The sequence below is a fragment of the Pseudomonas sp. H1_D05 genome (assembly GCF_054682705.1).
Genome location: NZ_CP162825.1, coordinates 5,645,552 through 5,669,717, shown reverse-complemented (window position 1 = coordinate 5,669,717; position 24,166 = coordinate 5,645,552). Strand labels below are relative to the sequence as shown.

Genomic DNA, 24,166 nt, shown 5'->3' with positions numbered 1-24,166 from the left:
TTCACCACAAATCCATGTGGGAGCGAGCCTGCTCGCGAAGGCGTCCGGTCAGGCAACATCTCCGTTGAACGTGCTGGCCTCTTCGTGAGCAAGCTCACTCCCACAGGTCCTTCGGTGTTCAAAACATCCCGGTTCACCACAAATCCATGTGGGAGCGAGCTTGCTCGCGAAGGCGGAGTGTCAGGCAACATCTCCGTTGAACGTGCTGGCCTCTTCGTGAGCAAGCTCACTCCCACGGGTCCTTCGGTGTTCAAAACATCCCGGTTCACCACAAATCCATGTGGGAGCGAGCTTGCTCGCGAAGGCGTCCGGTCAGGCAACATCTCCGTTGAACGTGCTGGCCTCTTCGTGAGCAAGCTCACTCCCACGGGTCCTTCGGTGTTCAAAACATCCCGGTTCACCACAAATCCATGTGGGGAGCGAGCCTGCTCGCGAAGGCGCTGGATCAGGCCATGATCAGTTGACTGAATGGACGCCTTCGTGAGCAAGCTCACTCCCACAGGGGGCAGTGTTGCAGGCATAAAAAAACCCGCCAGATCGGCGGGTTTTTTTATTGGCTAGGCGAAGATCACTCTTCGATGTTGCCCATGGCGGTGGTGTTGAAGCCGCCGTCGACGTACATGATTTCGCCGCTGATGCCCGACGCCAGGTCGGAGCACAGGAAGGCGCCGGCGTTGCCGACTTCGTCGATGGTGACGTTGCGACGCAGTGGGGTTTGCGCTTCGTTGGCGGCCAGCATCTTGCGGAAGTTCTTGATGCCCGAGGCTGCCAGGGTACGGATCGGGCCAGCCGATACGCAGTTGACGCGGGTGCCGTCCGGGCCCAGGGAGCCGGCCAGGTAACGTACGCCAGCTTCCAGCGAAGCCTTGGCCATGCCCATTACGTTGTAGTTCGGCATGGTGCGCTCGGCGCCCAGGTACGACAGGGTCAGCAGGCTGCCGTTGCGGCCTTTCATCATTTCGCGGCCGGCTTTGGCCAGGGCCACGAAGCTGTAGGCGCTGATGTCGTGCGCGATGCGGAAACCGTCACGGGTGGTGGCTTCGGTGAAGTCGCCGTCCAGTTGGTCGCCCGGAGCGAAACCAACGGAGTGAACGATGCAGTCCAGGCCGTCCCACTTCTTGCTCAGTGCTTCGAAGACCTTGGCGATTTCTTCATCGCTGGCCACGTCGCACGGGAAGCACAGCTCAGGGCTCGAACCCCAGCCTTGGGCGAATTCTTCAACACGACCTTTCAGTTTGTCGTTCTGATAAGTGAAGGCAAGCTCAGCGCCCTCGCGATGCATGGCGGCAGCGATGCCGGATGCGATGGACAGCTTGCTGGCGACACCGACGATCAGTACGCGCTTACCGGCGAGAAAACCCATGTGTTGCTCCTCTTTCAGGTTATTGCGCAGTGGCTGGTGCCAAAAAAGCGGCTTCCAGCAACTGCTGTGTATACGGATGTTGGGGGGCGGCAAAAATACTTTGCGCGTCTCCCTGTTCGACCACTTGGCCATGCTTGACCACCATCAGCTGGTGGCTCAGCGCTTTGACGACAGCCAAATCATGGCTGATAAACAAATACGTCAGGTTGTACTTGGCTTGCAGTGAACGCAACAGCTCCACCACTTGCCGCTGCACCGTGCGGTCGAGTGCCGACGTCGGCTCGTCCAGCAGGATCAGCGCCGGTTTCAGCACCAAAGCCCGGGCAATGGCGATTCGCTGCCGTTGCCCACCGGAAAATTCGTGGGGGTAGCGGTGCCGGGTTTCCGGATCCAGACCTACCTCCTTCAATGCCGCAATAATCGCCGCCTCTTGTTCCTCAGCGGTGCCCATCTTGTGAATCCGCAGGCCTTCGCCAACGATGTCGCTGACACACATGCGCGGGCTCAGGCTGCCAAACGGGTCCTGAAACACCACCTGCATCTCCCGCCGCAACGGGCGAACCTCGTTCTGCGTCAGGCAGTCTAGCTGCTTGCCTTCAAAGCGGATCGCGCCTTTGCTGCCAATCAGCCGCAAAATCGCCAGACCCAGTGTGGATTTGCCGGAACCGCTTTCGCCGACAATCCCCAGGGTCTGACCCTGGGGCAGGCTGAAATTGATGCCATCCACTGCCTTGACGTGATCCACCGTGCGCTTGAGCAGGCCTTTCTTGATCGGGAACCAGACTTTCAGGTCCTCGACCTCAAGCAGCGGCGCGCCGATTTTATTGCTCGCCGGGCCTCCGCTGGGTTCCGCACCGAGCAATTCCCGAGTGTACGGATGCTGCGGCGAACGGAACAGCTCTGCGCACGATGCCTGTTCGACGATGCAACCGCGCTGCATGACACATACACGATGCGCAATTCTTCGCACCAGGTTCAAATCGTGACTGATCAGTAACAGCGACATGCCCAATCTGGCCTGTAATTCCTTGAGTAAATCGAGGATTTTCAGCTGAACGGTCACATCCAGCGCCGTGGTCGGTTCGTCGGCAATCAACAATTCCGGCTCGTTGGCCAGGGCCATGGCGATCATCACACGCTGGCGCTGGCCACCGGACAGCTCGTGGGGCAGAGCCTTGAGGCGCTTGTGCGGCTCGGGGATGCCGACCATCTCCAGCAGCTCCAGCGTGCGCTTGGTCGCGACTTTGCCGGTCAGGCCCTTGTGGATGCCGAGCACTTCGTTGATCTGCTTCTCGATCGAATGCAGCGGATTCAGCGAGGTCATCGGCTCCTGAAAGATCATCGCGATGCGATTACCACGAATGTGGCGAATCGTCTTCTCGCTCAGGCCCAGCAGGTTTTGCCCGGCATAGTTGATGCTGCCGGCCGGATGGCGGGCCATCGGGTAGGGCAGCAGGCGCAGGATTGAGTGCGCGGTCACCGATTTGCCCGAGCCGGATTCGCCGACCAGCGCGAGGGTTTCGCCACGCTTGATGTCGAAACTCACGCCTTCGACGACCCGGTGCACGCGCTCGCCGAAACCGAATTCGACGGCGAGGTCACGCACTTCGATCAGATTGTCCTGATTCATTTCACTTCCTCGGGTCGAAGGCATCGCGAGCGGACTCGCCGATAAACACCAGCAAACTCAACATCAACGCCAGCACGGCAAAGGCACTCATGCCCAGCCACGGCGCTTGCAGGTTGGATTTGCCCTGGGCGACCAGTTCACCCAGCGACGGACTGCCGGCCGGCAAGCCGAAACCGAGGAAGTCCAAAGCGGTGAGGGTGCCGATGGCGCCGGTGAGGATGAACGGCATGAAGGTCATGGTCGAGACCATCGCGTTGGGCAGGATGTGGCGGAACATGATCGCGCCGTTCTGCATGCCCAGCGCCCGTGCGGCGCGCACGTATTCGAGGTTACGGCCACGGAGGAACTCGGCGCGCACCACGTCGACCAGGCTCATCCACGAGAACAGCAGCATGATCCCCAGCAGCCACCAGAAATTTGGCTGGACAAAACTGGCGAGGATGATCAGCAGATACAGCACCGGCAGCCCCGACCAGATCTCCAGAAATCGCTGCCCGGCCAGATCGACCCAGCCGCCATAGAAACCCTGCAAAGCACCGGCAATCACGCCGATGATCGAACTCAGCACGGTCAACGTCAGCGCGAACAGCACCGAGATGCGGAAACCGTAGATCACCCGCGCCAGCACATCGCGACCCTGATCGTCAGTACCCAGCAGGTTGTCCGCCGACGGCGGCGCCGGGGCCGGGACTTTCAGGTCGTAATTGATGCTCTGGTAGCTGTAGGGAATTGGCGCCCACAACACCCACGCATCCTTGGCCTTGAGCAGTTCGCGGATGTACGGGCTCTTGTAGTTGGCTTCCAGCGGAAATTCGCCGCCGAAGGTGGTTTCCGGGTAACGCTTGATCGCCGGGAAGTACCAGTTGTTGTCGTAATGCACCACCAGCGGCTTGTCGTTGGCGATCAGCTCGGCGCCCAGGCTCAGGCCGAACAGCACCAGAAACAGCCACAGCGACCACCAGCCACGCTTGTTGGCCTTGAACAGTTCGAAGCGGCGGCGGTTGAGAGGGGACAGGTTCATCTCAATGCTCCCGGCTTTCGAAGTCGATGCGCGGATCGACCAGAGTGTAGGTGAGGTCGCCGATCAGTTTCACCACCAGCCCCAGCAGGGTGAAGATAAACAGGGTGCCGAACACCACCGGGTAATCGCGGTTGATCGCCGCTTCGAAACTCATCAGGCCGAGGCCGTCGAGGGAGAAGATCACTTCCACCAGCAAGGATCCTGTGAAGAAGATGCCGATGAACGCCGACGGGAAACCGGCAATCACCAGCAGCATGGCGTTGCGGAACACATGGCCGTACAACACGCGATGACGCGTCAGGCCTTTGGCCTTGGCGGTGACCACGTATTGCTTGTTGATCTCGTCGAGGAAGCTGTTTTTGGTCAGCAGGGTCATGGTCGCGAAGTTGCCGATCACCAGTGCGGTCACCGGCAGCGCCAGGTGCCAGAAGTAATCGAGGATCTTGCCGCCGAAGCTCAGTTCATCGAAGTTGTTTGAGGTCAGACCCCTTAGCGGGAACCAGTCGAGATAACTGCCGCCGGCAAACACCACGATCAGCAGGATCGCGAAGAGAAACGCCGGGATCGCATAGCCGACGATGATCGCCGAACTGGTCCACACGTCGAAATGGCTGCCGTGCCGGGTTGCTTTGGCGATCCCCAACGGGATCGACACCAGGTACATGATCAGCGTGCTCCACAGCCCCAGCGAGATCGACACCGGCATCTTTTCCTTGATCAGGTCGATGACCTTGGCGTCGCGGAAGAAACTGTCGCCGAAATCCAGCTGCGCGTAGTTCTTGACCATGATCCACAGACGTTCCGGGGCCGATTTGTCGAACCCGTACATGTGTTCGATTTCCTTGATCAGCGCTGGGTCCAGACCCTGCGCGCCGCGATAGGACGAGCCGGCCACCGACACCTCGGCACCGCCGCCGGCAATCCGGCTGGTGGCGCCTTCGAAGCCTTCGAGCTTGGCGATCATCTGTTCCACCGGGCCACCGGGCGCGGCCTGGATGATCACGAAGTTGATCAGCAGAATGCCGAACAGGGTCGGGATGATCAGCAGCAGTCGCCGAAAAATATACGCCAGCATCTGATTACTCCGTGCCCACAGGGTCGGCTTGCAGTTTGGTTTCGACTTCTATTGCCGGTTTGGCGTCGGGCTTGACCCACCAGGTATTAATCCCGATGTCGTATTTGGGCGAGACTTTCGGGTGACCGATGTGGTTCCAGTACGCCACGCGCCAGGTCTTGATGTGCCAGTTCGGCACCACGTAGTAACCCCATTGCAGCACGCGATCCAGTGCGCGGGCGTGGGCCACCAGGCTTTTGCGTGAGTCGGCGTTGATCAGGTTTTCGACCAGTTGATCGACAATCGGATCCTTCAGGCCGATAGTGTTGCGGCTGCTCGGTTTGTCGGCAGCGGCGCTCATCCAGAATTCGCGCTGTTCGTTACCCGGTGAGTTGGACTGCGGGAAGCTGCCGACCATCATGTCGAAGTCCCGCGAACGCACGCGGTTGATGTACTGCGAAACGTCGACGCGGCGGATTACCAGATCGATGCCAAGGTCGCTGAGGTTGCGCTTGAATGGCAGCAGTACGCGTTCGAATTCGGTCTGCGCGAGCAGGAACTCGATCACCACCGGTTTGCCCGTGGAGTCGACCATTTTGTCGTCGACGATCTTCCAGCCGGCCTCTTGCAGCAGTTGATAGGCCTCGCGCTGCTGCGCGCGGATCATGCCGCTGGCATCGGTCTTCGGATTCTCGAACGCTTCGCTGAACACCTGCGCCGGCAGTTTGCTGCGGAACGGTTCGAGGATCGCCACTTGATCGGCATCGGGCAGGCCGGTGGCGGCCATTTCCGAGTTCTCGAAATAGCTGCGGGTGCGGAAGTAGGCGCTGTTGAACAGTTGTTTGTTGGTCCACTCGAAATCGAACAGCAGACCGAGTGCCTGACGCACCCGCACATCCTGAAACACCGGGCGACGCAGGTTGAAGACGAAGCCCTGCATGCCGGTCGGGTTGCTGTTGGCGATCTGTTCCTTGATTAAACGGCCTTCGGTAACCGCTGGGATGTTGTAGGCGTTGGCCCAGTTCTTTGCGGTCATTTCCAGCCAGTAATCGAATTGTCCGGCCTTCAGCGCTTCGAGGGCGACGGTGTTGTCGCGGTAGTAATCGGTGGTCATCGTGTCGAAGTTGTAGAAACCACGGTTGACCGGCAGGTCCTTACCCCAGTAATCCTTGACCCGCTCGTAACGCACTGAACGTCCGGCCTTCACTTCGGCGACCTTGTAAGGGCCGCTGCCCAGCGGAATTTCCAGGTTGCCCTTGGTGAAATCGCGATCGGCCCACCAGTGTTTGGGCAGCACCGGTAACTGGCCGAGGATCAGCGGCAGTTCGCGGTTATTGGTGTGCTTGAACTTGAAGAGCACTTTCAGCGGATCTTCGGCGATTACCTCGGAAACGTCGCTGTAATAGCCGCGAAACAGTGGAGAGCCTTCTTTTGTGAGCGTGTTGAAGCTGAACACCACGTCCTCGGCGCGTACCGGGTGGCCGTCGTGGAAGCGCGCTTCCGGGCGCAGGTAGAAACGCACCCAGCTGTTGTCCGGGGCTCTTTCGATCTGCCGGGCGATCAGGCCGTATTCGGTGAAGGGTTCGTCGAGGCTGTGTTTGGTCAGAGTGTCGTAGATCTGCCCGACGTCATCGGCCGGTACGCCTTTGCTGATAAACGGGTTGAGGCTGTCGAAGCCGCCGAAACCGGCCTGACGGAAGATGCCGCCCTTGGGCGCATCGGGGTTCACATAATCGAAATGCTTGAAATCGGCCGGGTATTTAGGCGGCTCGTTGTACAGGGTCACGGCGTGTTGCGGAGCGGCAAAAGCCAGCCCGGCGAACAGCAAACCGCTGGCCTGGACGAGCAGGGCGCGGATCGGTTTCATTGATCTTTCTCCGAAGACTTCAGCCACCACGCGCTCAGGCCCAGGGTGTAGGGCGGCGTGGTGACGAAGGCCAACCGGTTGCGGTAGGCCAGACGGTGATAATTGAGGTACCAATTGGGAATGCTGTAGTGCTGCCAGAGCAGCACGCGGTCGAGCGCCTTGCCGGCGGCGACCTGCTCGTCGCGGGTGCGCGCGGCGAGCAATTGTTCGAGCAGGTGATCCACTACCGGGTTGGCAATGCCTGCGTAATTCTTGCTGCCCTTGACCCCGACCTGACTGGAGTGGAAGTACTGCCACTGCTCCAGGCCCGGACTGAGGGTCTGGTTGAGCGTCATCGAGATCATGTCGAAATCAAATTGATCGAGGCGCTGTTTGTACTGCGCCCGATCCACGGTGCGCAGGCGCGCGTCGATGCCGATGCTGTTGAGGTTCTCGATATAGGGCTGGTAGAGGCGCTCCAGGTTCGGATTGACCAGCAGCAGCTCGAACCGCAGCGGTTGGCCGTCAGCGTTTTGCAGGCGCTGACCGTTGAGCTTCCAGCCGGCTTCGGCGAGCAATGCCAATGCCTTGCGCATGGTTTCCCGGGGAATGCCGCGTCCATCGGTTTTTGGCAGGGTGAACGGCTCGGTGAACAGCTTGGCCGGCAGTTGTTCCTTGTACGGCTTGAGCATCAGCCATTCATGCCCGACCGGCAGGCCGGAGGTGGTGAACTCGCTGTTGGGGTAATAACTGGTGGTGCGTTTGTAGGCATCGCTGAACAGTGCGCGGTTGGTCCACTCGAAGTCGAACATCAGGCCCAGCGCTTCACGGGTCTTAACGTCCGAGAACGTCGCACGGCGGGTGTTCATGAACAGGCCCTGACTCTGGGTCGGGATCTGATGCGGGATCTGTGCCTTGATCACGTCGCCACGGCGTATGGCGGGGAAGTTGTAGCCGTTGGCCCAGTTCTTCGCCTGATGCTCGATGTAAATGTCGAACTCGCCAGCCTTGAACGCTTCGAAGGCCACGTCGCTGTCGCGGTAAAACTCGACTTCCATGCGATCGAAGTTGTACTTGCCGCGATTGACCGCCAAGTCCTTGCCCCAGTAATCCTTGACCCGCTCGAAGATCAACTGCCGGCCCGGCGTCACCGAAGTAATGCGATACGGGCCGCTGCCCAACGGTGGTTCGAAGGTGGTGGCCTTGAAGTCGCGGTCTTTCCAGTAATGCTGCGGCAGCACCGGCAACTCGCCGAGGCGCAGGATCAGCAGCGGATTGCCCGAGCGCTTGAGCACGAAGCGAATGCGCTGCTTGTTGAGAATGTCGACCCGCAGTACTTCCTGCAACGCGGTACGGTACAGCGGATGGCCGTCCTTGAGCAGCGTTCGATAGGAGAAAGCCACGTCATAAGCGGTGATCGGCGTGCCGTCGTGGAAACGCGCTTCCGGGCGCAAATTGAATACCACCCAGCTGCGATCTTCGCTGTACTCCACCGATTGCGCGATCAAACCATAGCTCGACGCCGGCTCGTCACCGGACGGCGAATATTGACCGGTACCGACCATCAACGGCTCGTTCAGCTCATTGATGCCGTACTGGAGGAAATTCGCCGTGGTGACCGGGCTGGTGCCTTTGAACGTGTACGGATTGACCGTATCGAAGGTGCCGAACGCCATCACCCGCAACGTACCGCCCTTGGGCGCTTGCGGGTTGACCCAGTCGAAGTGGGTAAATCTTGCCGGGTACTTGAGCGTGCCGAACTGCGCATAACCGTGACTTTCGGTAATCGTCGCGCTTGCGGTTGAGCTCAAGGCCAGGCTGATCAGGAACAGGAGGAGGGGACGCTTCAAGTCAGATCCGATCCAGGCGGCTTGGGCTTAGTGGGCCGTACAGTAACAGCTTGTCTGGACAGGAAAAAGATGCGGGTTAAAGAGCCCCTCACCCTAACCCTCTCCCGGGGGAGAGGGGACTGACCGAGTTGTTTCTTCGAGCTGCGCCGACCTGAACTGTCGAGCCGAACTTACGTTTTGAAAAGCCCCTCACCCTAACCCTCTCCCGGAGGGAGAGGGGACTGACTGTGGTGTCTGGGCGAATTGCATCGACGTGCGATACCGAGTCGAACTCGGATTTTGAACAGCACGGAGATCGGCTCCCTTTCCCCCTCGCCCCCGTGGGGGAGAGGGCTGGGGTGAGGGGGATCGATCTAAAGCACACCACAAAATCCGGACCAAAAAAAGCCCCTGAAATCTCAGGGGCTCTTCTGTCAGTGCGGCTGATAAACCGTGAGCATCTGCCCCGGCTTCAGTGCTTTGCCCGCACCCGGATTCCAGCGCTTGAGATGCTGCATCTCAACGTTGAAGCGCTTGGCCACGACGTACAGCGTGTCGCCGCGTTTGACCTTGTACTGGGTTTGCTGCGCGCTGTCGTCCTTGCCTTTGCTCTTGCTGTTGGCCGCAATCACCGTGTTGACCCGGCCGGATTTGCGCGCCGGCGCGCGCTTGGTGGTGTCTTGCATCACCAGGGTCTGACCAACCTTGAGGTTCTTGCCGGTCAGCTTGTTCCAGCGCTGCAGATCCTTGACTTCGACCTTGTTGGCCTTGGCGATGGAACCGAGGTTGTCGCCACGCTTCACCCGATAGGCACGCTTGAGCTGCGCCACTTCCGACGGATCGGCGCCTTCGAAGACTGGTTTCAGCGAACGCGGGCTGATCAGCTCTTCCGGACGCATGGTCTGCAAACTGGCCGTCAGCAATTGCGCCTTCGACGTCGGCACCAGCAAATGCTGAGGGCCGTCGATGGTGGTGCGTTGCTTGAAGGCCGGGTTGAGCTGGAACAGTTCGTCTTCGTCGATGTTGGCCACCGCAGCGACCTTGGACAGGTCCATGCGCTGGTTGATTTCGACGACCTGGAAGTACGGTTCGTTGGCGATCGGGTTGAGGTTCACGCCGTAGGCTTCCGGCGCCAGCACCACTTGCGAAAGCGCCAACAGCTTCGGCACGTAGGCCTGGGTTTCCGCCGGCAACGGCAGGTTCCAGTAGTCGGTGGGCAGGCCGAGCTTTTCGTTACGTTCGATGGCGCGGCTGACCGTGCCTTCACCGGCGTTGTACGCCGCCAGCGCCAGCAACCAGTCGCCGTTGAACATGTCGTGCAGGCGGGTCAGGTAATCCATCGCTGCCGTGGTCGAGGCGGTGATGTCGCGACGGCCATCATAGAAGCGCGTCTGACGCAGGTTGAAGTAACGCCCGGTGGACGGAATGAATTGCCACAGACCCACCGCATCGGCCCGGGAATAGGCCATCGGGTTGTAGGCGCTTTCAATCACTGGCAGCAGGGCCAGTTCCAGCGGCATATTGCGTTCTTCGAGGCGTTCGACGATGTAGTGAATATAGAGACTGCCGCGTTCACCGGCGTTCTCGAGGAAAGAGGGATTGCTGGCGAACCACAGGCGCTGTTGCTCGATGCGCGGGTTGACGCCGAGACCTTCCTGCAGCTGAAAGCCCTGGCGCATGCGCTCCCAGATGTCCTGGGGAACCTGTGGGCTGGGCTTTTCGGACAGCCAGATCGGCTTCTGCTTGGCTCGCGCAGCAATGTTCGGCGTATGGGTCGCTTCAGTCTGCGGAGCATGGCTGGAACAGCCCGCCAGCGTGGCGGACACAGCCACCGCGATGGCCTGCGCCAGGCGGGTCAATGCGTCTGAATTGACGGACTTACGTATGGATGACGACATTGGCTGGAAGTAAGTTCCGGGCAAAAATGTCGGGCGATTCTAGAAAGCGCACCCCCTGCGGTCAACCATTCAGAATTTTTGTACCAAGTAGTGGGGGGCTTAGAACTTATCTTTCCAAGCCCGCAGAGCCGCAAATACCTCACTCGGCGCCCGGTTTTGAGCGCCTGCCCGTTCGTCCACTTTTTGTGTAACTAATGTTTCAGAGGTACGCAAGAACGGGTTTGTGAGCTTTTCCAGTGCCAGGGTCGAAGGCAGGGTCATGACGCCGTTTTGCCGCTGCTGAGTGACTTTTTCCAGACGGGCGGCGATGTCCGGATTGCCCGGCTCGACGGCAGCGGCAAACTTCAGATTGCTCAGGGTGTATTCATGGGTGCAGTAGACCAGGGTATCTTCCGGTAGAGCAGCGAGGCGGCTGAGCGAGTGGTGCATTTGCTCCGGCGTGCCCTCGAACAGGCGACCGCAACCGGCGGCGAACAGGGTGTCGCCGCAAAACAGCAGGCCGTGGTGGTAATAGGCAATGTGTCCCAAGGTGTGACCGGGCACCGCATAGACGTCGAAGTCCCAGCCGAGCACGCTGACCGTGTCGTTGTCCTCGAGCGCCACGTCGCGCCCCGGGATGCTTTCGCTGGCCGGGCCGTAGACTTTTGCGCCGCTCAGCGCTTTCAGGCGTTCGACGCCGCCGACATGATCATGATGGTGGTGGGTGATCAGGATGTCGCTCAACACCCAGCCCGGATGCGCTGCAAGCCACGCCTGCACCGGCGCGGCATCGCCCGGGTCGACCACGGCGCAGCGCTGGGTGCGGTGATCCTGTAACAACCAGATGTAGTTGTCGGTGAACGCGGGCAGGGCACTGATCTGTATCATCGTCGGAATTCGCCAAGCGGAAAACATTGGCGCATCTTAGTAGTTCCTGGCGCTTTGGAGAATGCGATGAGTGATAAAGCGTTCGCACAGGCTGATCCTGACTGGCTGGCCCTGATCGGTGCAGCCCGTGAATGGCTGTCCGGCCCGCTCGGGCAATTTCTGCTCGATGAAGAGCGGCGCATGCTCGAAGACGAGTTGGGCCGTTTCTTTGGCGGTTATCTGGTGCACTACGGGCCATCGGCCGAAACCCCGCCGTCGGCACCGCAAGTGCAGCGCAATGTGCGCCTCGGTGCACCGTTGCCCGGGGTCGAGATTGTCTGCGAGGAGCAGGCCTGGCCGCTGAGCGAGCATGCCGCCGATGTGGTGGTGATGCAGCACGGTCTGGATTTCTGCCTGTCGCCCCACGGTTTGCTGCGTGAAGCAGCGAGCAGCGTGCGTCCCGGTGGGCATTTGCTGATCATCGGCATCAACCCCTGGAGCACCTGGGGCCTGCGCCATGTGTTCGCCCACGACGCCTTGCGCCAGGCGCGCTGCATCTCGCCGTCGCGGGTCGCCGACTGGCTCAATCTGCTGGGCTTCGCGCTGGAGAAACGCCGCTTCGGGTGCTATCGTCCGCCGCTCGCGTCACCCAAGTGGCAGGCCCGTCTGGCCGGCTGGGAACGCAAGGCCGGTGACTGGCAACTGTCGGGTGGCGGCTTCTATTTACTGGTCGCACGCAAGATTGTGGTCGGACTGCGACCGTTGCGTCAGGAACGGCGCGAGCCGATGGGCAAGCTGATTCCGCTGCCGATGGCCAAGGTCAACCGCCGCCGCATCGAACCGTAAAACTTTCTTTTATTTGTGGCCGGGTGTGTCCCGGCCTCGGTCATTGTCGATCCGTGATCGGCAGGACAGGCATTTTTCTGGATAGATTGGCATGAGCGAAAGCGTTGAAAGCGTCGACACCGTAGAGCTGTTCACTGACGGCGCCTGCAAAGGCAACCCCGGCCCCGGCGGCTGGGGCGCCTTGCTGGTGTGCAAGGGCGTCGAAAAGGAACTGTGGGGCGGCGAAGCCAACACCACCAATAACCGCATGGAACTGCTCGGCGCGATCCGTGGCCTCGAAGCCTTGAAGCGCCCCTGTGAAGTGCTGCTGGTGACCGACTCGCAGTACGTGATGAAGGGCATCAACGAGTGGATGGCCAACTGGAAGAAGCGCGGCTGGAAAACCGCCGCGAAGGAGCCGGTGAAAAACGCTGATCTTTGGAAGGAGCTGGATGAGCAGGTCAACCGCCACAAGGTCACCTGGAAGTGGGTGCGTGGGCATATTGGCCATCACGGTAACGAGCGGGCGGACCAGTTGGCTAACCGTGGCGTTGACGAAGTGCGCGGCTACAAGCAAAGCTGATTTCGCTTCTGAACCGTGGTGCGGCCATTTACGAGCAAGCTCGCTCCCACAGGGAAATGCATTCCAGATCTGATGCCCTTCCCTGAATTGGAATGCATTCCAATGTGGGAGCGAGCTTGCTCGCGAAGGGCGCGCCACGGTCTGACTGAAACACCCCGCCGAGCGTGTTAACATCCGCGTTTTTTGCAAGATCGACCCGTTGAGAGCTGAACACTGATGGCCACCAGATCCGTTGTACTCGATACCGAAACCACCGGCATGCCGGTGACCGATGGTCACCGGATCATTGAAATCGGTTGTGTCGAACTGATCGGTCGGCGCCTGACGGGCCGGCATTTTCACGTTTACCTGCAGCCGGATCGCGAGAGTGATGAAGGCGCTATCGGCGTCCACGGCATCACCAACGAGTTCCTGGTTGGCAAGCCGCGCTTTGCCGAAGTGGCCGATGAGTTCTTCGAGTTCATCAAGGGCGCGCAGCTGATCATCCACAACGCGGCGTTCGACGTTGGCTTCATCAACAACGAATTCGCCCTGATGGGTCAGCACGATCGTGCTGACATCACCCAGCACTGCTCAATCCTCGACACCCTGATGATGGCTCGGGAACGTCACCCGGGGCAGCGCAACAGCCTCGATGCGTTGTGCAAGCGCTATGGCGTCGACAACTCCGGCCGTGAACTGCACGGCGCCTTGCTCGACTCGGAGATTCTCGCCGACGTCTACCTGACCATGACCGGTGGCCAGACCAGCCTGTCGCTGGCCGGCAACGCTTCCGACGGCAATGGCACGGGCGAGGGCGCGGACAACTCGGCGACCGAGATTCGCCGCTTGCCGGCTGATCGTCAGCCAGCGCGGATCATTCGTGCAACCGAAGAGGAACTGGCGGCGCATCTGGTGCGGCTGGAAATTATTGCCAAGTCCGCCGGTGGCCCGGCGATGTGGACGCAGATCGCGGAAGCTGACGCCCAGGCTTGAAGATCAACGGATCGGACGATCTTTGCTTTTGGCGGCATGAAGCCAACTGGCCACCCTCGCCACATTCGCTGCAACCCTCTACCCTTGAGTGCATTGGCCGATTCAATTCGGCCGCCTCAGGACACTGAGCCTCATGTACAAAGATTTGAAGTTTCCGGTGTTGATCGTTCATCGCGACATCAAGGCCGACACGGTCGCCGGTGACCGTATCCGTGGCATTGCCCAAGAGTTGGAGCAGGAAGGTTTCAGTATCGTGTCGGCCACCGACTACGCCGAAGGGCGGTTGGTCGCGTCGACCCATCATGGTCTGGCGTGCATGCTGATTGCCGCCGAGGACGCCAGCACCCACTCACATTTGTTGCAGAACATGGCCGAGCTGATCGGTCTGGCGCGGGTGCGTGCACCGGATCTGCCGATCTTTGCCCTGGGCGAGCAAGTCACCCTGGAAAATGCGCCGGCCGATGCCATGGCCGAGCTCAATCAACTGCGCGGCATTCTCTATCTGTTCGAAGACACCGTACCGTTCCTCGCCCGGCAAGTGGCCCGCGCGGCGCGCAAGTACCTCGATGGCTTGTTGCCGCCGTTTTTCAAGGCGCTGGTGCAGCACACCGCCGACTCCAATTATTCCTGGCACACCCCCGGCCATGGCGGCGGTGTGGCGTATCACAAGAGTCCGGTCGGGCAGGCGTTTCACCAGTTCTTCGGTGAAAATACCCTGCGTTCGGATTTGTCGGTGTCGGTGCCGGAGCTCGGTTCGCTGCTCGATCACACCGGGCCGCTCGCCGAAGCCGAAGCGCGCGCCGCGCGCAATTTCGGCGCCGATCACACCTTTTTCGTGATCAATGGCACCTCGACCGCCAACAAGATTGTCTGGCATTCGATGGTCGCGCGCGACGATCTGGTGCTGGTTGACCGCAATTGCCACAAGTCGGTGTTGCACGCGATCATCATGACCGGGGCGATCCCGCTGTATCTGTGCCCTGAGCGTAATGAGCTGGGGATCATCGGCCCGATCCCGCTGAGCGAATTCAGCCGCGAGTCGATTCAGGCCAAGATCGACGCCAGCCCGCTGACCAAGGGCCGCGCGCCGAAAGTCAAACTCGCCGTGGTCACCAATTCGACTTACGACGGTCTCTGTTACAACGCCGAGCTGATCAAGCAAAGTCTCGGCAACAGCGTCGAGGTGCTGCATTTCGACGAGGCCTGGTACGCCTATGCGGCGTTTCACGAATTCTTCGCCGGGCGCTACGGCATGGCCACCTCGCGCAGCGAAGACAGCCCGCTGGTATTCACCACGCATTCCACGCACAAACTGCTCGCCGCCTTCAGTCAGGCCTCGATGATTCATGTGCAGGACGGCGGTGCGCGGCAACTGGACCGTGACCGTTTCAATGAAGCGTTCATGATGCACATCTCGACTTCACCGCAGTACAGCATCATCGCCTCGCTCGACGTTGCCTCGGCAATGATGGAAGGCCCGGCCGGGCATTCGCTGTTGCAGGAAACCTTTGACGAAGCGCTGAGCTTCCGTCGCGCGCTGGCCAATCTGCGGCAGCACATCGCCGCTGATGACTGGTGGTTTTCGATCTGGCAGCCGCCGGGTGTCGAGGGCATCGACCGCGTGCAGACCGAAGACTGGTTATTGCAACCGGATGCCGAGTGGCATGGTTTTGGGGAGGTCAGCGACGATTACGTGTTGCTCGATCCGATCAAAGTCACGCTGGTCATGCCGGGGTTGAACGCCGGCGGCGCGCTGAGCGAGAAGGGCATCCCGGCGGCGGTAGTCAGTAAATTCCTCTGGGAGCGGGGGCTGGTGGTGGAGAAGACGGGTCTGTATTCATTTCTGGTGCTGTTCTCCATGGGCATTACCAAAGGCAAATGGAGCACGCTGCTCACCGAGTTGCTGGAATTCAAACGCAGCTACGACGCCAATGTGCGCCTCGACACCTGCCTGCCGTGTGTTGCTCAGCAAGACATCGTGCGTTATCGCGGCATGGGCCTGCGGGATTTGTGTGATCAACTGCACGCCTGTTACCGCAGCAATGCCACGGCCAAACACCTCAAGCGCATGTACACCGTGCTCCCGGAAATTGCCATGAAACCGGCGCACGCCTACGATCATCTGGTGCGTGGCGAAGTCGAGGCGGTGCCGATCGATGATCTGGAAGGACGCATCGCCGCGGTGATGCTGGTGCCGTATCCGCCGGGGATTCCGCTGATCATGCCCGGCGAACGCTTTACCGAGTCGACACGCTCGATCATCGATTACTTGAAATTTGCTCGCACGTTCGATAGCAGCTTCCCCGGTTTTGTCGCGGATGTGCATGGATTGCAGCACGAAGATGAAGGCAATGGGCGGCAATACACCGTCGATTGCGTCAAGGAATGAGGACTTTTCCCAGTATGCAACCGGTCATGAATCCGAAATACCCAGGGCTGTCGGTGCGTGTCGCCGATGAAGGCTTTGCGCCGTATATCTGGGGCAGCGACTTCAGTTTCGAGGTCGCCGCCTATGGCGCTGCCGTGATCGGCCAGCCTGTCGAGCAATGGCGGGTGACGCCGATCGTGCCGTACCGCAAGTGCTACGGCATCGATCCGGAAGAGTTCAGCGCCTTTCATAACGCGCCGGACAGCGCGATTTTCATGGCGTATCTGGATGATCAGCCGGTCGGCCATCTGGTGATCAGTACCAACTGGAACGGCTTCGCCCATATCGATGAGCTGGCGGTGCATGCGCCGGCGCGGCGCCATGGCGTGGCCAAGGCGTTGCTCGATGTCGCGCAGTTCTGGAGTCGCAAGAAAAAACTGCCGGGGATCATGCTCGAAACCCAGAACAACAACCTCGGCGCTTGCCGGTTGTATGAGCGTTGCGGCTACGTGATTGGCGGCGTGGACCAGTTGCGCTATCGCGGCATTGATCCGAACACCGCCGAAGTGGCGCTGTTCTGGTATCGATTGTTCGATAACCCGCTGGAAAACCCGCTCAGCTCGCCAGCATCGCCTCGGCTTGTTCCGTGATGATCGCCAGTAGCGTCTGAATCGCCGATGCCGGCGCGGTGTGCTTGAACGTCAGGGCATAGAGGCTGATCGGCACGGCCGGCGACAGCGGGCAGACATCCAGCCCTGCCGGACGCGCGCCCAGTGCGGTGAACGGATCGACGATGGCCAGGCCTTCGCCGGCCTCGACCATGCTGCGCATCATCTGATGGGTTTGTACGCGGGTCTGGATGCTCGGTGCCGGGCGCAACGCCTGGAGTTTGTTTTCCAGCGCCGGGCTCAGCGGGTCCTGGCCTTCGAGGCCGACCATGGCCTGGCCAGCGAGATCCTGCAGGGAAATGTATTTCTGTTTCGGTTGCAGCCAGCCATGGGGGGCGAGCAGTTGCAGCTTGCCCTGGGCCAATGGCCGGCAATCAATGTCGGGGTGTTCGGGATCGTGCAGGCTCAAGCCGAGATCGCTTTCACGTAACAACAGGCTGCGGACGATATCGCGGGTTGGCGCGCTGAGCAGGCTGCACGGTGCATCGGGCAGGCGTCGGCGCAGGGCGGCAAGGCTTTGTGGCAGTAATTGTTGCGCCAGCGGCGGGGTGCCGATGATGCGCAAGGGTGGGGCGAGGTATTGCTTGAGGCTGCTGGCCAGACGCTGCACCGGCTCCAGCGCTTCATAAACGTGGGCGATTTCGACCTGCAATGCCCGCGCCTCGGGCGTCGATTGCAGGCGCCCGCGCACGCTGGCAAACAGCATGAACCCCAACTGACTCTCGGCTTCGCGCAAACGCTCTTCGACCTCGGCCACCGGCAACTGCAACCATTCGGCGGCGGTGCCCAGGTGACCGGTCTGCAAGAGCGCCTGAATCACTTCGATATGACGTAAACGCATGCGTGAAGTCCATGTTCAGCAGGTGGGGTCAGTGGCTGAATCCTACCCCAACTCTGCGCATATGACTTCTGCTCATAACGGCCAGTTATGAAGCGACGGTGGTCTCAGGCTCTCGGGTCAGGGTGATGCCTGACTGAACCAGGAGAAACTCATTGTCGTTGACCTTGTTGACGCGATCGCCAATGGCCAGTTTGTAAATCGGCTCCGAGCCAGTGGAACCGTCTGCCGACGGGTTGGATTCCTGGAACTCATGCACGGAATAAACGCGGCCTTCCGCATCTCTTGCATGGAACTGACCGACCAGTACTGCTGCCATCTGCTTAGAACCTCTGGAGATAAAACGCTTGATTTGCGGCTTGGTAGACCGCCATCAAGGCCTGTAAGTTTTCCTACAGGAAAAAAATAATCAGCGCGCGGGAATTTCCCATTGTGTGCTGGTGGAATCGTCACCGGATCATCTATAACTAGTGGCTCCTCCCACGGACCATCGAGAGTTCTTCCATGAGCAATGTCTACAACGTCGCTGTAGTGGTCGGTAGCCTGCGCAAAGCTTCGATCAATCGCAAAGTCGCCCTGGCACTGGCGGAGCTGGCCCCGGCGAACCTCAAGCTTGAGATTGTCGAAATTGGCGATCTGCCACTGTATAACGAAGACATCGACGGCGATTCTCCGCCGGCAGCCTACAGCACTTTCAGGCAAAAAGTGGGTTCTTCCGACGCGGTGCTGTTTGTCACGCCCGAGTACAACCGTTCGGTGCCGGCGCCACTGAAGAATGCCATCGATGTTGGCTCGCGGCCTTATGGCAAGGCTGTCTGGAGTGGCAAACCGGGGGCGGTGATCAGTGTATCGCCGGGTGCGATCGGTGGTTTCGGGGCGAATCAGCATCTACGCCAGTCGTTCGTATTCCTCAATGTGCCGTGCATGCAGCAACCGGAAGCGTATCTGGGCGGCGCGGGTTCGGCGTTTGACGAGGCGGGCAAGTTGAGCGAGTCGGTGAAACCTTTTCTGCAAAGCTTTATCAATGCCTACGGACAATTCGTAGAGCAACACAAAAAATAAGTTCACCGAAATCCCTGGCACAACAGACATCCTGTGGGAGCGAGCTTGCTCGCGAAGAGGCCATCAGCCACACATCATGGGTGACTGACAGTCCGTCTTCGCGAGCAAGCTCGCTCCCACAGGTTTTAGTGTTTAGCTCTTCTACTTAATTTAAGGCTGTTGCGGATGCTCGCTGCGTCACTGATTTTCCTGCTGACCATTACCCTTGTCATCTGGCAACCCAAAGGCCTTGGCGTCGGCTGGAGTGCGACGCTTGGCGCGGTGTTGGCGCTGATCTTCGGCGTCGTTCACCTCAGCGACATTCCGCTGGTGTGGCAGATCATCTGGAACGCCACCGGCACCTTTGTCGCGCTGATAATCATCAGCCTGTTGCTCGACGAAGCCGGGTTCTTCAACTGGGCCGCGTTGCACGTGGCGCGTTGGGGGCGAGGCAGTGGGCGCAAGCTGTTTGCCTTTATGGTGCTGCTTGGCGCATTGGTGTCGGCGTTGTTTGCCAATGACGGTGCAGCGCTGATCCTCACGCCGATCGTGATTTCGATGTTGCTGGCGCTACGGTTTTCCCCGGCGGCGACGTTGGCGTTCGTCATGGGCGCGGGTTTTATTGCCGACACGGCGAGCCTGCCGCTGGTGGTATCGAACCTGGTCAACATTGTTTCGGCAGACTTCTTCCACATCGGCTTCAACCGCTACGCAGCGGTGATGGTGCCGGTCAACTTCGTCAGCGTGGCGGCGACGCTGGGCATGCTGCTGTGGTTTTTCCGCCGCGATATTCCCTCGGCGTACGACCCTGAGCAACTCGAACATCCTGAAACCGCGATCCACGATAAAGCCACGTTCTACGCCGGTTGGGCGGTGTTGGTGATTCTGCTGATCGGCTGCTTTGCGCTGGAGCCGCTGGGCATTCCGATCAGTGCGATATCTGCCGTGTGCGCCGCGCTGTTGCTGGGCATCGCCGCCCGCGGCCACAAGATTTCCACGCGCAAGGTGATGAAAGAGGCACCGTGGCAGATCGTGATTTTCTCGTTGGGCATGTATCTGGTCGTGTATGGCCTGCGCAATGCCGGGCTGACCGGGTATCTGGCCGGTTGGCTGGATGTCTTTGCCGGTCATGGCGTTTGGGGCGCGGCAATGGGCACGGGTGTGCTGACCGCGTTGCTGTCATCGATCATGAACAATTTGCCGACGGTGTTGATTGGTTTGTTGTCGATTGATGCCAGTCAGGCCAGCGGAGTGGTCAAGGAAGCGATGATCTATGCCAACGTGATTGGCAGTGACCTGGGGCCGAAGATCACGCCGATTGGCAGCCTGGCCACGTTGTTGTGGCTGCATGTGCTGGAGCGCAAGGGGATTCATATTGGCTGGGGCTATTACTTCCGGGTCGGGATTGTGTTGACGGTGCCGGTGTTGTTGGTGACGTTGGCGGCTTTGGCTTTGCGGCTTTCACTTTAGACCGAGGTGACCCCATCGCGAGCAGGCTCACTCCTACAGGGGAATGCATTCCAAATGTGGGAGCGAGCTTGCTCGCGAAGGCGTCATATCAAACACCAACAAACTCAGGCCTGGCCCGGGACATTCGGCCAAAGATCCGACACCAGAAACAACCGCTCAGCCTCTTCCCATTCCCCCTGCGCGTTCTCGGTCAGGCGCACCATCAGCTGTGCCGGGGCCAGCGGCTCAAGATCCTCCAGCCACATGCGTAAATGCTCCATGGTCCATGTCTGGTCCGCCGGATAATGCGCCGGTGCCAGCCAGGCGTGGCGGGGCAGGGGTTGCCAGCGTCCTGCCGGACGTTGAGCGACGAATGCTGGCCAATCCTTCTGATGCAACCAACTGCCGCGCAAATGCTGCGGGTGCGCACCGCTCGGTGATTCAGCCGGCCCGGGCCACGGATACAACAGATAACCACCGAGCCACAGCTGCGCGCTGAACACCTCGATATCCAGCGCCGCCAGCACTTCGCGACTTTCCGGGCGCGCCGAGATCGGCAATTGATGCTCGGCCAGATGCGCCAGTTTGCGATCCAGCCGATCATGACAACCCGGGCCTAGCCACTGCGCGGGATCACGACCGTCGCCATTTTGCGGGCCGAGATAAAGCTTGATCGCCAGTTCCGGGTGATGCACGCCGTCGCGGTCACGCAACAGCATGTCCAGCTCGCCGAGGGTGTGGCCCTCGCGGCGGATCGGCAGGTTGGCGGCGATCAGCTCAATGCCCGGCGCATGCTCCACGGCAAACTGCCACAGCCGTTCGTAATACAGGCCCAGACGCCGCGTGCGCGCCTGCGACAGCCAATGCAACAAGCCATAACTGTCGCGGTCGAGCTGGCGCAACCAGTGCTCCAGCCGCTGCGGGTCATGCACCCAATCGCTACCCGCCAGCGGATGACGCTGCGGCCATGGCGTGGTGGCGAGCATCGGCGGGGCGAGGATCACCCACGCCAGATCCCGCACTTCCGGGTGGCGTAATTGGTGGGGCAACTGAAGCAAATCGGGAAACAGGATCATCTTGCGAGCATAGCCTGAAACATGAGCGCACCCTTGAGGCTGAAAGGATTTTGTCTAACCGGCGCTTTCGCCCATAATCGTGCTTTTCGCGTTTTCGATTGTCCGCAGAGGTCCCATGGAGCAATTTCGTAATATCGGCATCATCGGTCGCCTGGGCAGTTCCCAGGTGCTGGATACCGTCCGCCGACTGAAACGGTTTCTGCTCGATCGTCACCTGCATGTGATCCTCGAAGACACCATCGCCGAAGTCCTGCCGGGCCACGGTTTGCAAACCTCGTCGCGCAAAATGCTCGGCGAAGTCTGCGACATGGTCATCGTCGTCGGCGGTGACGGCAGCCTGCTCGGTGCCGCGCGGGCGCTGGCCAAACACAATATTCCGGTGCTGGGGATCAACCGTGGCAGCCTCGGCTTCCTCACCGACATTCGTCCGGACGAGCTGGAAGTCGAAGTCGCCAAGGTGCTCGACGGCCACTATCTGGTGGAAAACCGCTTCCTGCTGCAAGCCGAAGTGCGCCGCCACGCCGAGGCCATTGGTCAGGGCGACGCGCTCAACGATGTGGTGCTGCACCCCGGCAAATCAACGCGGATGATCGAGTTCGAGCTGTACATCGACGGTCAGTTCGTCTGCAGCCAGAAGGCCGACGGCCTGATCGTCGCGACGCCGACCGGTTCCACCGCGTATGCGCTGTCTGCCGGCGGGCCGATCATGCATCCCAAGCTCGATGCCATTGTGATTGTGCCGATGTACCCCCATATGTTGTCGAGCAGGCCAATTGTGGTCGATGGCAACAGTGAGCTGAAAATCGTCGTGTCGAAAAACATGCAGATTTACCCGCAAGTCTCCTGCGATGGGCAGAACCACTTCACCTGCGCGCCGGGCGACACCATCACCGTCAGCAAGAAAGCACAGAAGCTGCGGCTGATTCATCCGCTCGACCACAACTACTACGAAGTCTGCCGCACCAAGCTCGGCTGGGGCAGCAAGTTGGGTGGTGGAGGCGACTGATGCTCGATCCCGCGCGCAGTTATGACCTGATTGGTGACGTGCACGGATGCGCCCTGACCCTTGAACACTTGCTGGACCGTCTCGGTTATCACAAGCAGGGCGGGGTCTGGCGGCATCCATCGCGCATGGCCGTGTTCGTCGGCGACATCATCGACCGTGGCCCGCGCATCCGCGAGGCGCTGCACATCGTCCACGACATGGTCGAGGCCGGTCAGGCCTTGTGCATCATGGGCAACCACGAATTCAACGCATTGGGCTGGAGCACGCCGGCGCCGCCGGGCAGTGGCAAGCAGTTCGTTCGCGAACACACGCCGCGCCACGCGCGTCTGCTGCACGAAACCCTGACCCAGTTCGAAGACCATCCCGGTGACTGGCACGATTTCCAGCGCTGGTTCTATGAGTTGCCGCTGTTTGTCGACGCCGGCCGCTTCCGCGTCGTGCATGCCTGTTGGGATGCCGGCCTGATCGAGCCGTTGCGCGCGCTGTTCCCCAATGGCTGTATCGACGAACACTTCCTCCAGGCTTCGGCGGTGCCGGACAGCTTTGCCTGCACCGTGTTCGACCGTCTGTTGCGCGGCACCGACATGCGCCTGCCGGATGGTCTGACCATGACCAGCGGCGATGGTCTGGTGCGGTCGTTCTTCCGCACCAAGTTCTGGGAAGACGATCCGAAGACTTACGGCGATATCGTTTTCCAGCCTGATGCACTGCCAGATCCGGTGGCGCAGAAGCCGCTGACGTCCAGCGAAAAAAACAACCTGCTGCGCTACGGCGTCGACGAGCCACTGCTGTTCGTCGGCCATTACTGGCGCAGCGGCAAACCAGCGCCGATCCGCCCGAACCTCGCGTGCCTGGATTACAGCGCGGTGCTTTACGGCAAACTGGTCGCCTATCGTCTGGATCAGGAAACACGTCTGGATCCGCATAAATTTGTCTGGGTCGATGTCGAGCGGCCGGAGGTGCTGCAATGAGTGCGGTAGCGGTATTGCGTCTGCCGTTGGCGGTGGATTTGAGTGGTTTCGTCAAGCTGCTGCAACGCATGCAGGTCCCGCATCGGGTCAGCGAAGAGGCGGGCGAGCAGGTGTTGTGGGCGCCGGCGGAAATCAGCGAAGACGTGCGCTCCTTGTACGAACGCTTCCCGGCGGGTGATCCCGATCAGCAAATGGACATCCCCGTTACGCAGACCTTCAAGCGGCCGAGCTTCGCCGAGCAACTGAAATACGCCAAGGCCACCGGGTTCATCCTGTTGTTGTGCCTGATCGTTGGCGGATTGACGTACCTCGGCGAGAACCTGCAAACGCTGCGCTGGCTGACCTTCCTCGACTTTCAGGTGGTCGGCGAGTACATCCATTTCACGCCATTGGCCGACAGCCTGGCGGCAGGGCAGTGGTGGCGTCTGGTCACGCCGATGCTGATCCACTTCGGCATCCTCCACTTGGCCATGAACGGCATGTGGTACTGGGAGCTGGGCCGGCGTATCGAGTCGCGCCAGGGCAGCATCAATCTGATCGGCCTGACGCTGCTGTTCAGCCTGGTGTCCAACTACGCGCAATTTGCCTGGAGCGGCGCGACCTTGTTCGGCGGCCTGTCCGGCGTGCTGTACGGTTTGCTTGGACATTGCTGGATCTTCCAACTGCTGGCGCCGAACCCGGCCTATCGCCTGCCGCGTGGCGTGCTGGTGATGATGCTGGTGTGGTTGCTGGTGTGCATGTCCGGGCTGATCTCGATGATCGGTTTCGGCGAAATCGCCAACGCCGCCCACGTCGGCGGGTTACTCATCGGATGCTTCACCGGTTTGTTGGGCGGTTTGTATAACCGCCGTAAACTGGCCGCCTGAAATTTTCAGTAGA

General features: G+C 60.3%; 21 protein-coding genes. 10 read left to right on the top strand and 11 right to left on the bottom strand.

The window, feature by feature from the left end; translation table 11 throughout:
• Positions 1-568: 568 nt before the first annotated feature.
• The 8 genes from fabI to gloB form a co-directional block, all read right to left on the bottom strand.
• Entirely contained in the window at positions 569-1,363 is a 795-nt protein-coding gene (fabI, locus tag AB4O11_RS25345) for an enoyl-ACP reductase FabI (RefSeq protein ID WP_007910591.1), read from the bottom strand.
• Positions 1,364-1,382: 19 nt separating this feature from the next.
• Positions 1,383-2,993, bottom strand: coding sequence for an ABC transporter ATP-binding protein (locus AB4O11_RS25340; RefSeq protein ID WP_095111844.1), 1,611 nt, complete (start codon positions 2,991-2,993; stop codon positions 1,383-1,385).
• Between the two features lies 1 nt (position 2,994).
• Entirely contained in the window at positions 2,995-4,014 is a 1,020-nt protein-coding gene (locus tag AB4O11_RS25335) for an ABC transporter permease (protein WP_093430714.1), read from the bottom strand.
• Between the two features lies 1 nt (position 4,015).
• A complete protein-coding gene (locus AB4O11_RS25330; RefSeq protein ID WP_007910584.1) occupies positions 4,016-5,089 on the bottom strand; it encodes a microcin C ABC transporter permease YejB in 1,074 nt (357 codons plus the stop codon).
• A 4-nt stretch (positions 5,090-5,093) separates the two neighbouring features.
• Complete coding sequence (locus tag AB4O11_RS25325) at positions 5,094-6,935, bottom strand: extracellular solute-binding protein (protein ID WP_460129116.1); 1,842 nt, start codon at positions 6,933-6,935, stop codon at positions 5,094-5,096.
• Positions 6,932-8,764 carry an extracellular solute-binding protein gene (locus AB4O11_RS25320; RefSeq protein WP_460129115.1) on the bottom strand — a complete coding sequence of 611 codons (1,833 nt, stop codon included), beginning with the start codon at positions 8,762-8,764 and terminating at the stop codon, positions 6,932-6,934. Before AB4O11_RS25320 ends, AB4O11_RS25325 begins: the two co-directional genes overlap by 4 nt.
• A gap of 413 nt (positions 8,765-9,177) precedes the next feature.
• On the bottom strand, positions 9,178-10,641 hold the full coding sequence (locus AB4O11_RS25315) for a transglycosylase SLT domain-containing protein (RefSeq protein ID WP_093430717.1): 1,464 nt from the start codon (positions 10,639-10,641) through the stop codon (positions 9,178-9,180).
• Between the two features lie 99 nt (positions 10,642-10,740).
• Positions 10,741-11,508 carry a hydroxyacylglutathione hydrolase gene (gene gloB / locus AB4O11_RS25310; protein ID WP_093431663.1) on the bottom strand — a complete coding sequence of 256 codons (768 nt, stop codon included), beginning with the start codon at positions 11,506-11,508 and terminating at the stop codon, positions 10,741-10,743.
• Positions 11,509-11,574: 66 nt separating this feature from the next.
• On the opposite strand from gloB, the gene AB4O11_RS25305 reads away from it, so the two are divergent.
• The 5 genes from AB4O11_RS25305 (at position 11,575) to AB4O11_RS25285 (ending at position 16,888) form a co-directional block, all read left to right on the top strand.
• Positions 11,575-12,333, top strand: coding sequence for a class I SAM-dependent methyltransferase (locus AB4O11_RS25305; protein ID WP_093430718.1), 759 nt, complete (start codon positions 11,575-11,577; stop codon positions 12,331-12,333).
• 91 nt (positions 12,334-12,424) lie between these two features.
• Positions 12,425-12,895, top strand: coding sequence for a ribonuclease HI (gene rnhA / locus AB4O11_RS25300; protein WP_007910572.1), 471 nt, complete (start codon positions 12,425-12,427; stop codon positions 12,893-12,895).
• A gap of 216 nt (positions 12,896-13,111) precedes the next feature.
• Complete coding sequence (dnaQ, locus tag AB4O11_RS25295) at positions 13,112-13,870, top strand: DNA polymerase III subunit epsilon (RefSeq protein WP_093430720.1); 759 nt, start codon at positions 13,112-13,114, stop codon at positions 13,868-13,870.
• Positions 13,871-14,003: 133 nt separating this feature from the next.
• On the top strand, positions 14,004-16,259 hold the full coding sequence (locus AB4O11_RS25290) for an Orn/Lys/Arg family decarboxylase (RefSeq protein WP_460129114.1): 2,256 nt from the start codon (positions 14,004-14,006) through the stop codon (positions 16,257-16,259).
• A gap of 14 nt (positions 16,260-16,273) precedes the next feature.
• A complete protein-coding gene (locus AB4O11_RS25285) occupies positions 16,274-16,888 on the top strand; it encodes a GNAT family N-acetyltransferase (RefSeq protein ID WP_320336603.1) in 615 nt (204 codons plus the stop codon).
• On the opposite strand, the gene AB4O11_RS25280 is transcribed toward AB4O11_RS25285, so the two are convergent.
• Both AB4O11_RS25280 and AB4O11_RS25275 read right to left on the bottom strand, forming a co-directional pair.
• A complete protein-coding gene (locus AB4O11_RS25280) occupies positions 16,854-17,747 on the bottom strand; it encodes a LysR family transcriptional regulator (RefSeq protein ID WP_427119735.1) in 894 nt (297 codons plus the stop codon). The two genes, AB4O11_RS25285 and AB4O11_RS25280, sit on opposite strands and share 35 nt — an antisense overlap.
• A gap of 85 nt (positions 17,748-17,832) precedes the next feature.
• Positions 17,833-18,063: a hypothetical protein gene (locus AB4O11_RS25275; protein ID WP_093430724.1), complete on the bottom strand. Its 231-nt coding sequence runs from the start codon at positions 18,061-18,063 to the stop codon at positions 17,833-17,835.
• 185 nt (positions 18,064-18,248) lie between these two features.
• Here AB4O11_RS25275 and AB4O11_RS25270 point away from each other — a divergent pair, with 185 nt between their 5' ends.
• Both AB4O11_RS25270 and AB4O11_RS25265 read left to right on the top strand, forming a co-directional pair.
• Positions 18,249-18,806: an NADPH-dependent FMN reductase gene (locus AB4O11_RS25270; RefSeq protein ID WP_038366013.1), complete on the top strand. Its 558-nt coding sequence runs from the start codon at positions 18,249-18,251 to the stop codon at positions 18,804-18,806.
• A gap of 165 nt (positions 18,807-18,971) precedes the next feature.
• A complete protein-coding gene (locus AB4O11_RS25265) occupies positions 18,972-20,255 on the top strand; it encodes an arsenic transporter (RefSeq protein WP_099756505.1) in 1,284 nt (427 codons plus the stop codon).
• A gap of 104 nt (positions 20,256-20,359) precedes the next feature.
• On the opposite strand, the gene AB4O11_RS25260 is transcribed toward AB4O11_RS25265, so the two are convergent.
• The gene (locus tag AB4O11_RS25260; protein ID WP_460129112.1) at positions 20,360-21,310 is read right to left on the bottom strand and encodes a DUF1853 family protein; all 951 of its coding nucleotides are present in this window, start codon (positions 21,308-21,310) and stop codon (positions 20,360-20,362) included.
• 115 nt (positions 21,311-21,425) lie between these two features.
• Between AB4O11_RS25260 and AB4O11_RS25255 the strand changes: the two genes are divergently transcribed.
• From AB4O11_RS25255 to AB4O11_RS25245, 3 genes are read left to right on the top strand one after another with little or no spacing between them, the layout of a single operon-like run.
• Positions 21,426-22,316 carry an NAD(+) kinase gene (locus AB4O11_RS25255; protein ID WP_003224174.1) on the top strand — a complete coding sequence of 297 codons (891 nt, stop codon included), beginning with the start codon at positions 21,426-21,428 and terminating at the stop codon, positions 22,314-22,316.
• Complete coding sequence (locus AB4O11_RS25250) at positions 22,316-23,287, top strand: metallophosphoesterase (RefSeq protein ID WP_093430727.1); 972 nt, start codon at positions 22,316-22,318, stop codon at positions 23,285-23,287. The genes AB4O11_RS25255 and AB4O11_RS25250 overlap by 1 nt, the downstream gene beginning before the upstream one ends.
• Positions 23,284-24,153, top strand: a complete 870-nt coding sequence (locus tag AB4O11_RS25245; RefSeq protein ID WP_257355375.1) for a rhomboid family intramembrane serine protease — start codon at positions 23,284-23,286, stop codon at positions 24,151-24,153. The genes AB4O11_RS25250 and AB4O11_RS25245 overlap by 4 nt, the downstream gene beginning before the upstream one ends.
• The last annotated feature ends 13 nt before the right edge of the window (positions 24,154-24,166 follow it).

What these genes read in the sequence shown, in the direction of transcription:
- rnhA (WP_007910572.1), top strand. Translation starts at nt 12,425, where the DNA reads ATGAGCGAAAGCGTTGAAAGCGTCGACACCGTAGAGCTGTTCACTGAC.
- fabI (WP_007910591.1), bottom strand. Translation starts at nt 1,363, where the DNA reads ATGGGTTTTCTCGCCGGTAAGCGCGTACTGATCGTCGGTGTCGCCAGC.
- AB4O11_RS25255 (WP_003224174.1), top strand. Translation starts at nt 21,426, where the DNA reads ATGGAGCAATTTCGTAATATCGGCATCATCGGTCGCCTGGGCAGTTCC.
- AB4O11_RS25340 (WP_095111844.1), bottom strand. Translation starts at nt 2,993, where the DNA reads ATGAATCAGGACAATCTGATCGAAGTGCGTGACCTCGCCGTCGAATTC.
- AB4O11_RS25275 (WP_093430724.1), bottom strand. Translation starts at nt 18,063, where the DNA reads ATGGCAGCAGTACTGGTCGGTCAGTTCCATGCAAGAGATGCGGAAGGC.
- AB4O11_RS25280 (WP_427119735.1), bottom strand. Translation starts at nt 17,747, where the DNA reads ATGCGTTTACGTCATATCGAAGTGATTCAGGCGCTCTTGCAGACCGGT.
- AB4O11_RS25260 (WP_460129112.1), bottom strand. Translation starts at nt 21,310, where the DNA reads ATGATCCTGTTTCCCGATTTGCTTCAGTTGCCCCACCAATTACGCCAC.
- AB4O11_RS25335 (WP_093430714.1), bottom strand. Translation starts at nt 4,014, where the DNA reads ATGAACCTGTCCCCTCTCAACCGCCGCCGCTTCGAACTGTTCAAGGCC.
- dnaQ (WP_093430720.1), top strand. Translation starts at nt 13,112, where the DNA reads ATGGCCACCAGATCCGTTGTACTCGATACCGAAACCACCGGCATGCCG.
- AB4O11_RS25270 (WP_038366013.1), top strand. Translation starts at nt 18,249, where the DNA reads ATGAGCAATGTCTACAACGTCGCTGTAGTGGTCGGTAGCCTGCGCAAA.
- AB4O11_RS25305 (WP_093430718.1), top strand. Translation starts at nt 11,575, where the DNA reads ATGAGTGATAAAGCGTTCGCACAGGCTGATCCTGACTGGCTGGCCCTG.
- AB4O11_RS25285 (WP_320336603.1), top strand. Translation starts at nt 16,274, where the DNA reads ATGCAACCGGTCATGAATCCGAAATACCCAGGGCTGTCGGTGCGTGTC.
- AB4O11_RS25250 (WP_093430727.1), top strand. Translation starts at nt 22,316, where the DNA reads ATGCTCGATCCCGCGCGCAGTTATGACCTGATTGGTGACGTGCACGGA.
- AB4O11_RS25290 (WP_460129114.1), top strand. Translation starts at nt 14,004, where the DNA reads ATGTACAAAGATTTGAAGTTTCCGGTGTTGATCGTTCATCGCGACATC.
- AB4O11_RS25325 (WP_460129116.1), bottom strand. Translation starts at nt 6,935, where the DNA reads ATGAAACCGATCCGCGCCCTGCTCGTCCAGGCCAGCGGTTTGCTGTTC.
- AB4O11_RS25315 (WP_093430717.1), bottom strand. Translation starts at nt 10,641, where the DNA reads ATGTCGTCATCCATACGTAAGTCCGTCAATTCAGACGCATTGACCCGC.
- gloB (WP_093431663.1), bottom strand. Translation starts at nt 11,508, where the DNA reads ATGATACAGATCAGTGCCCTGCCCGCGTTCACCGACAACTACATCTGG.
- AB4O11_RS25245 (WP_257355375.1), top strand. Translation starts at nt 23,284, where the DNA reads ATGAGTGCGGTAGCGGTATTGCGTCTGCCGTTGGCGGTGGATTTGAGT.
- AB4O11_RS25265 (WP_099756505.1), top strand. Translation starts at nt 18,972, where the DNA reads ATGCTCGCTGCGTCACTGATTTTCCTGCTGACCATTACCCTTGTCATC.
- AB4O11_RS25330 (WP_007910584.1), bottom strand. Translation starts at nt 5,089, where the DNA reads ATGCTGGCGTATATTTTTCGGCGACTGCTGCTGATCATCCCGACCCTG.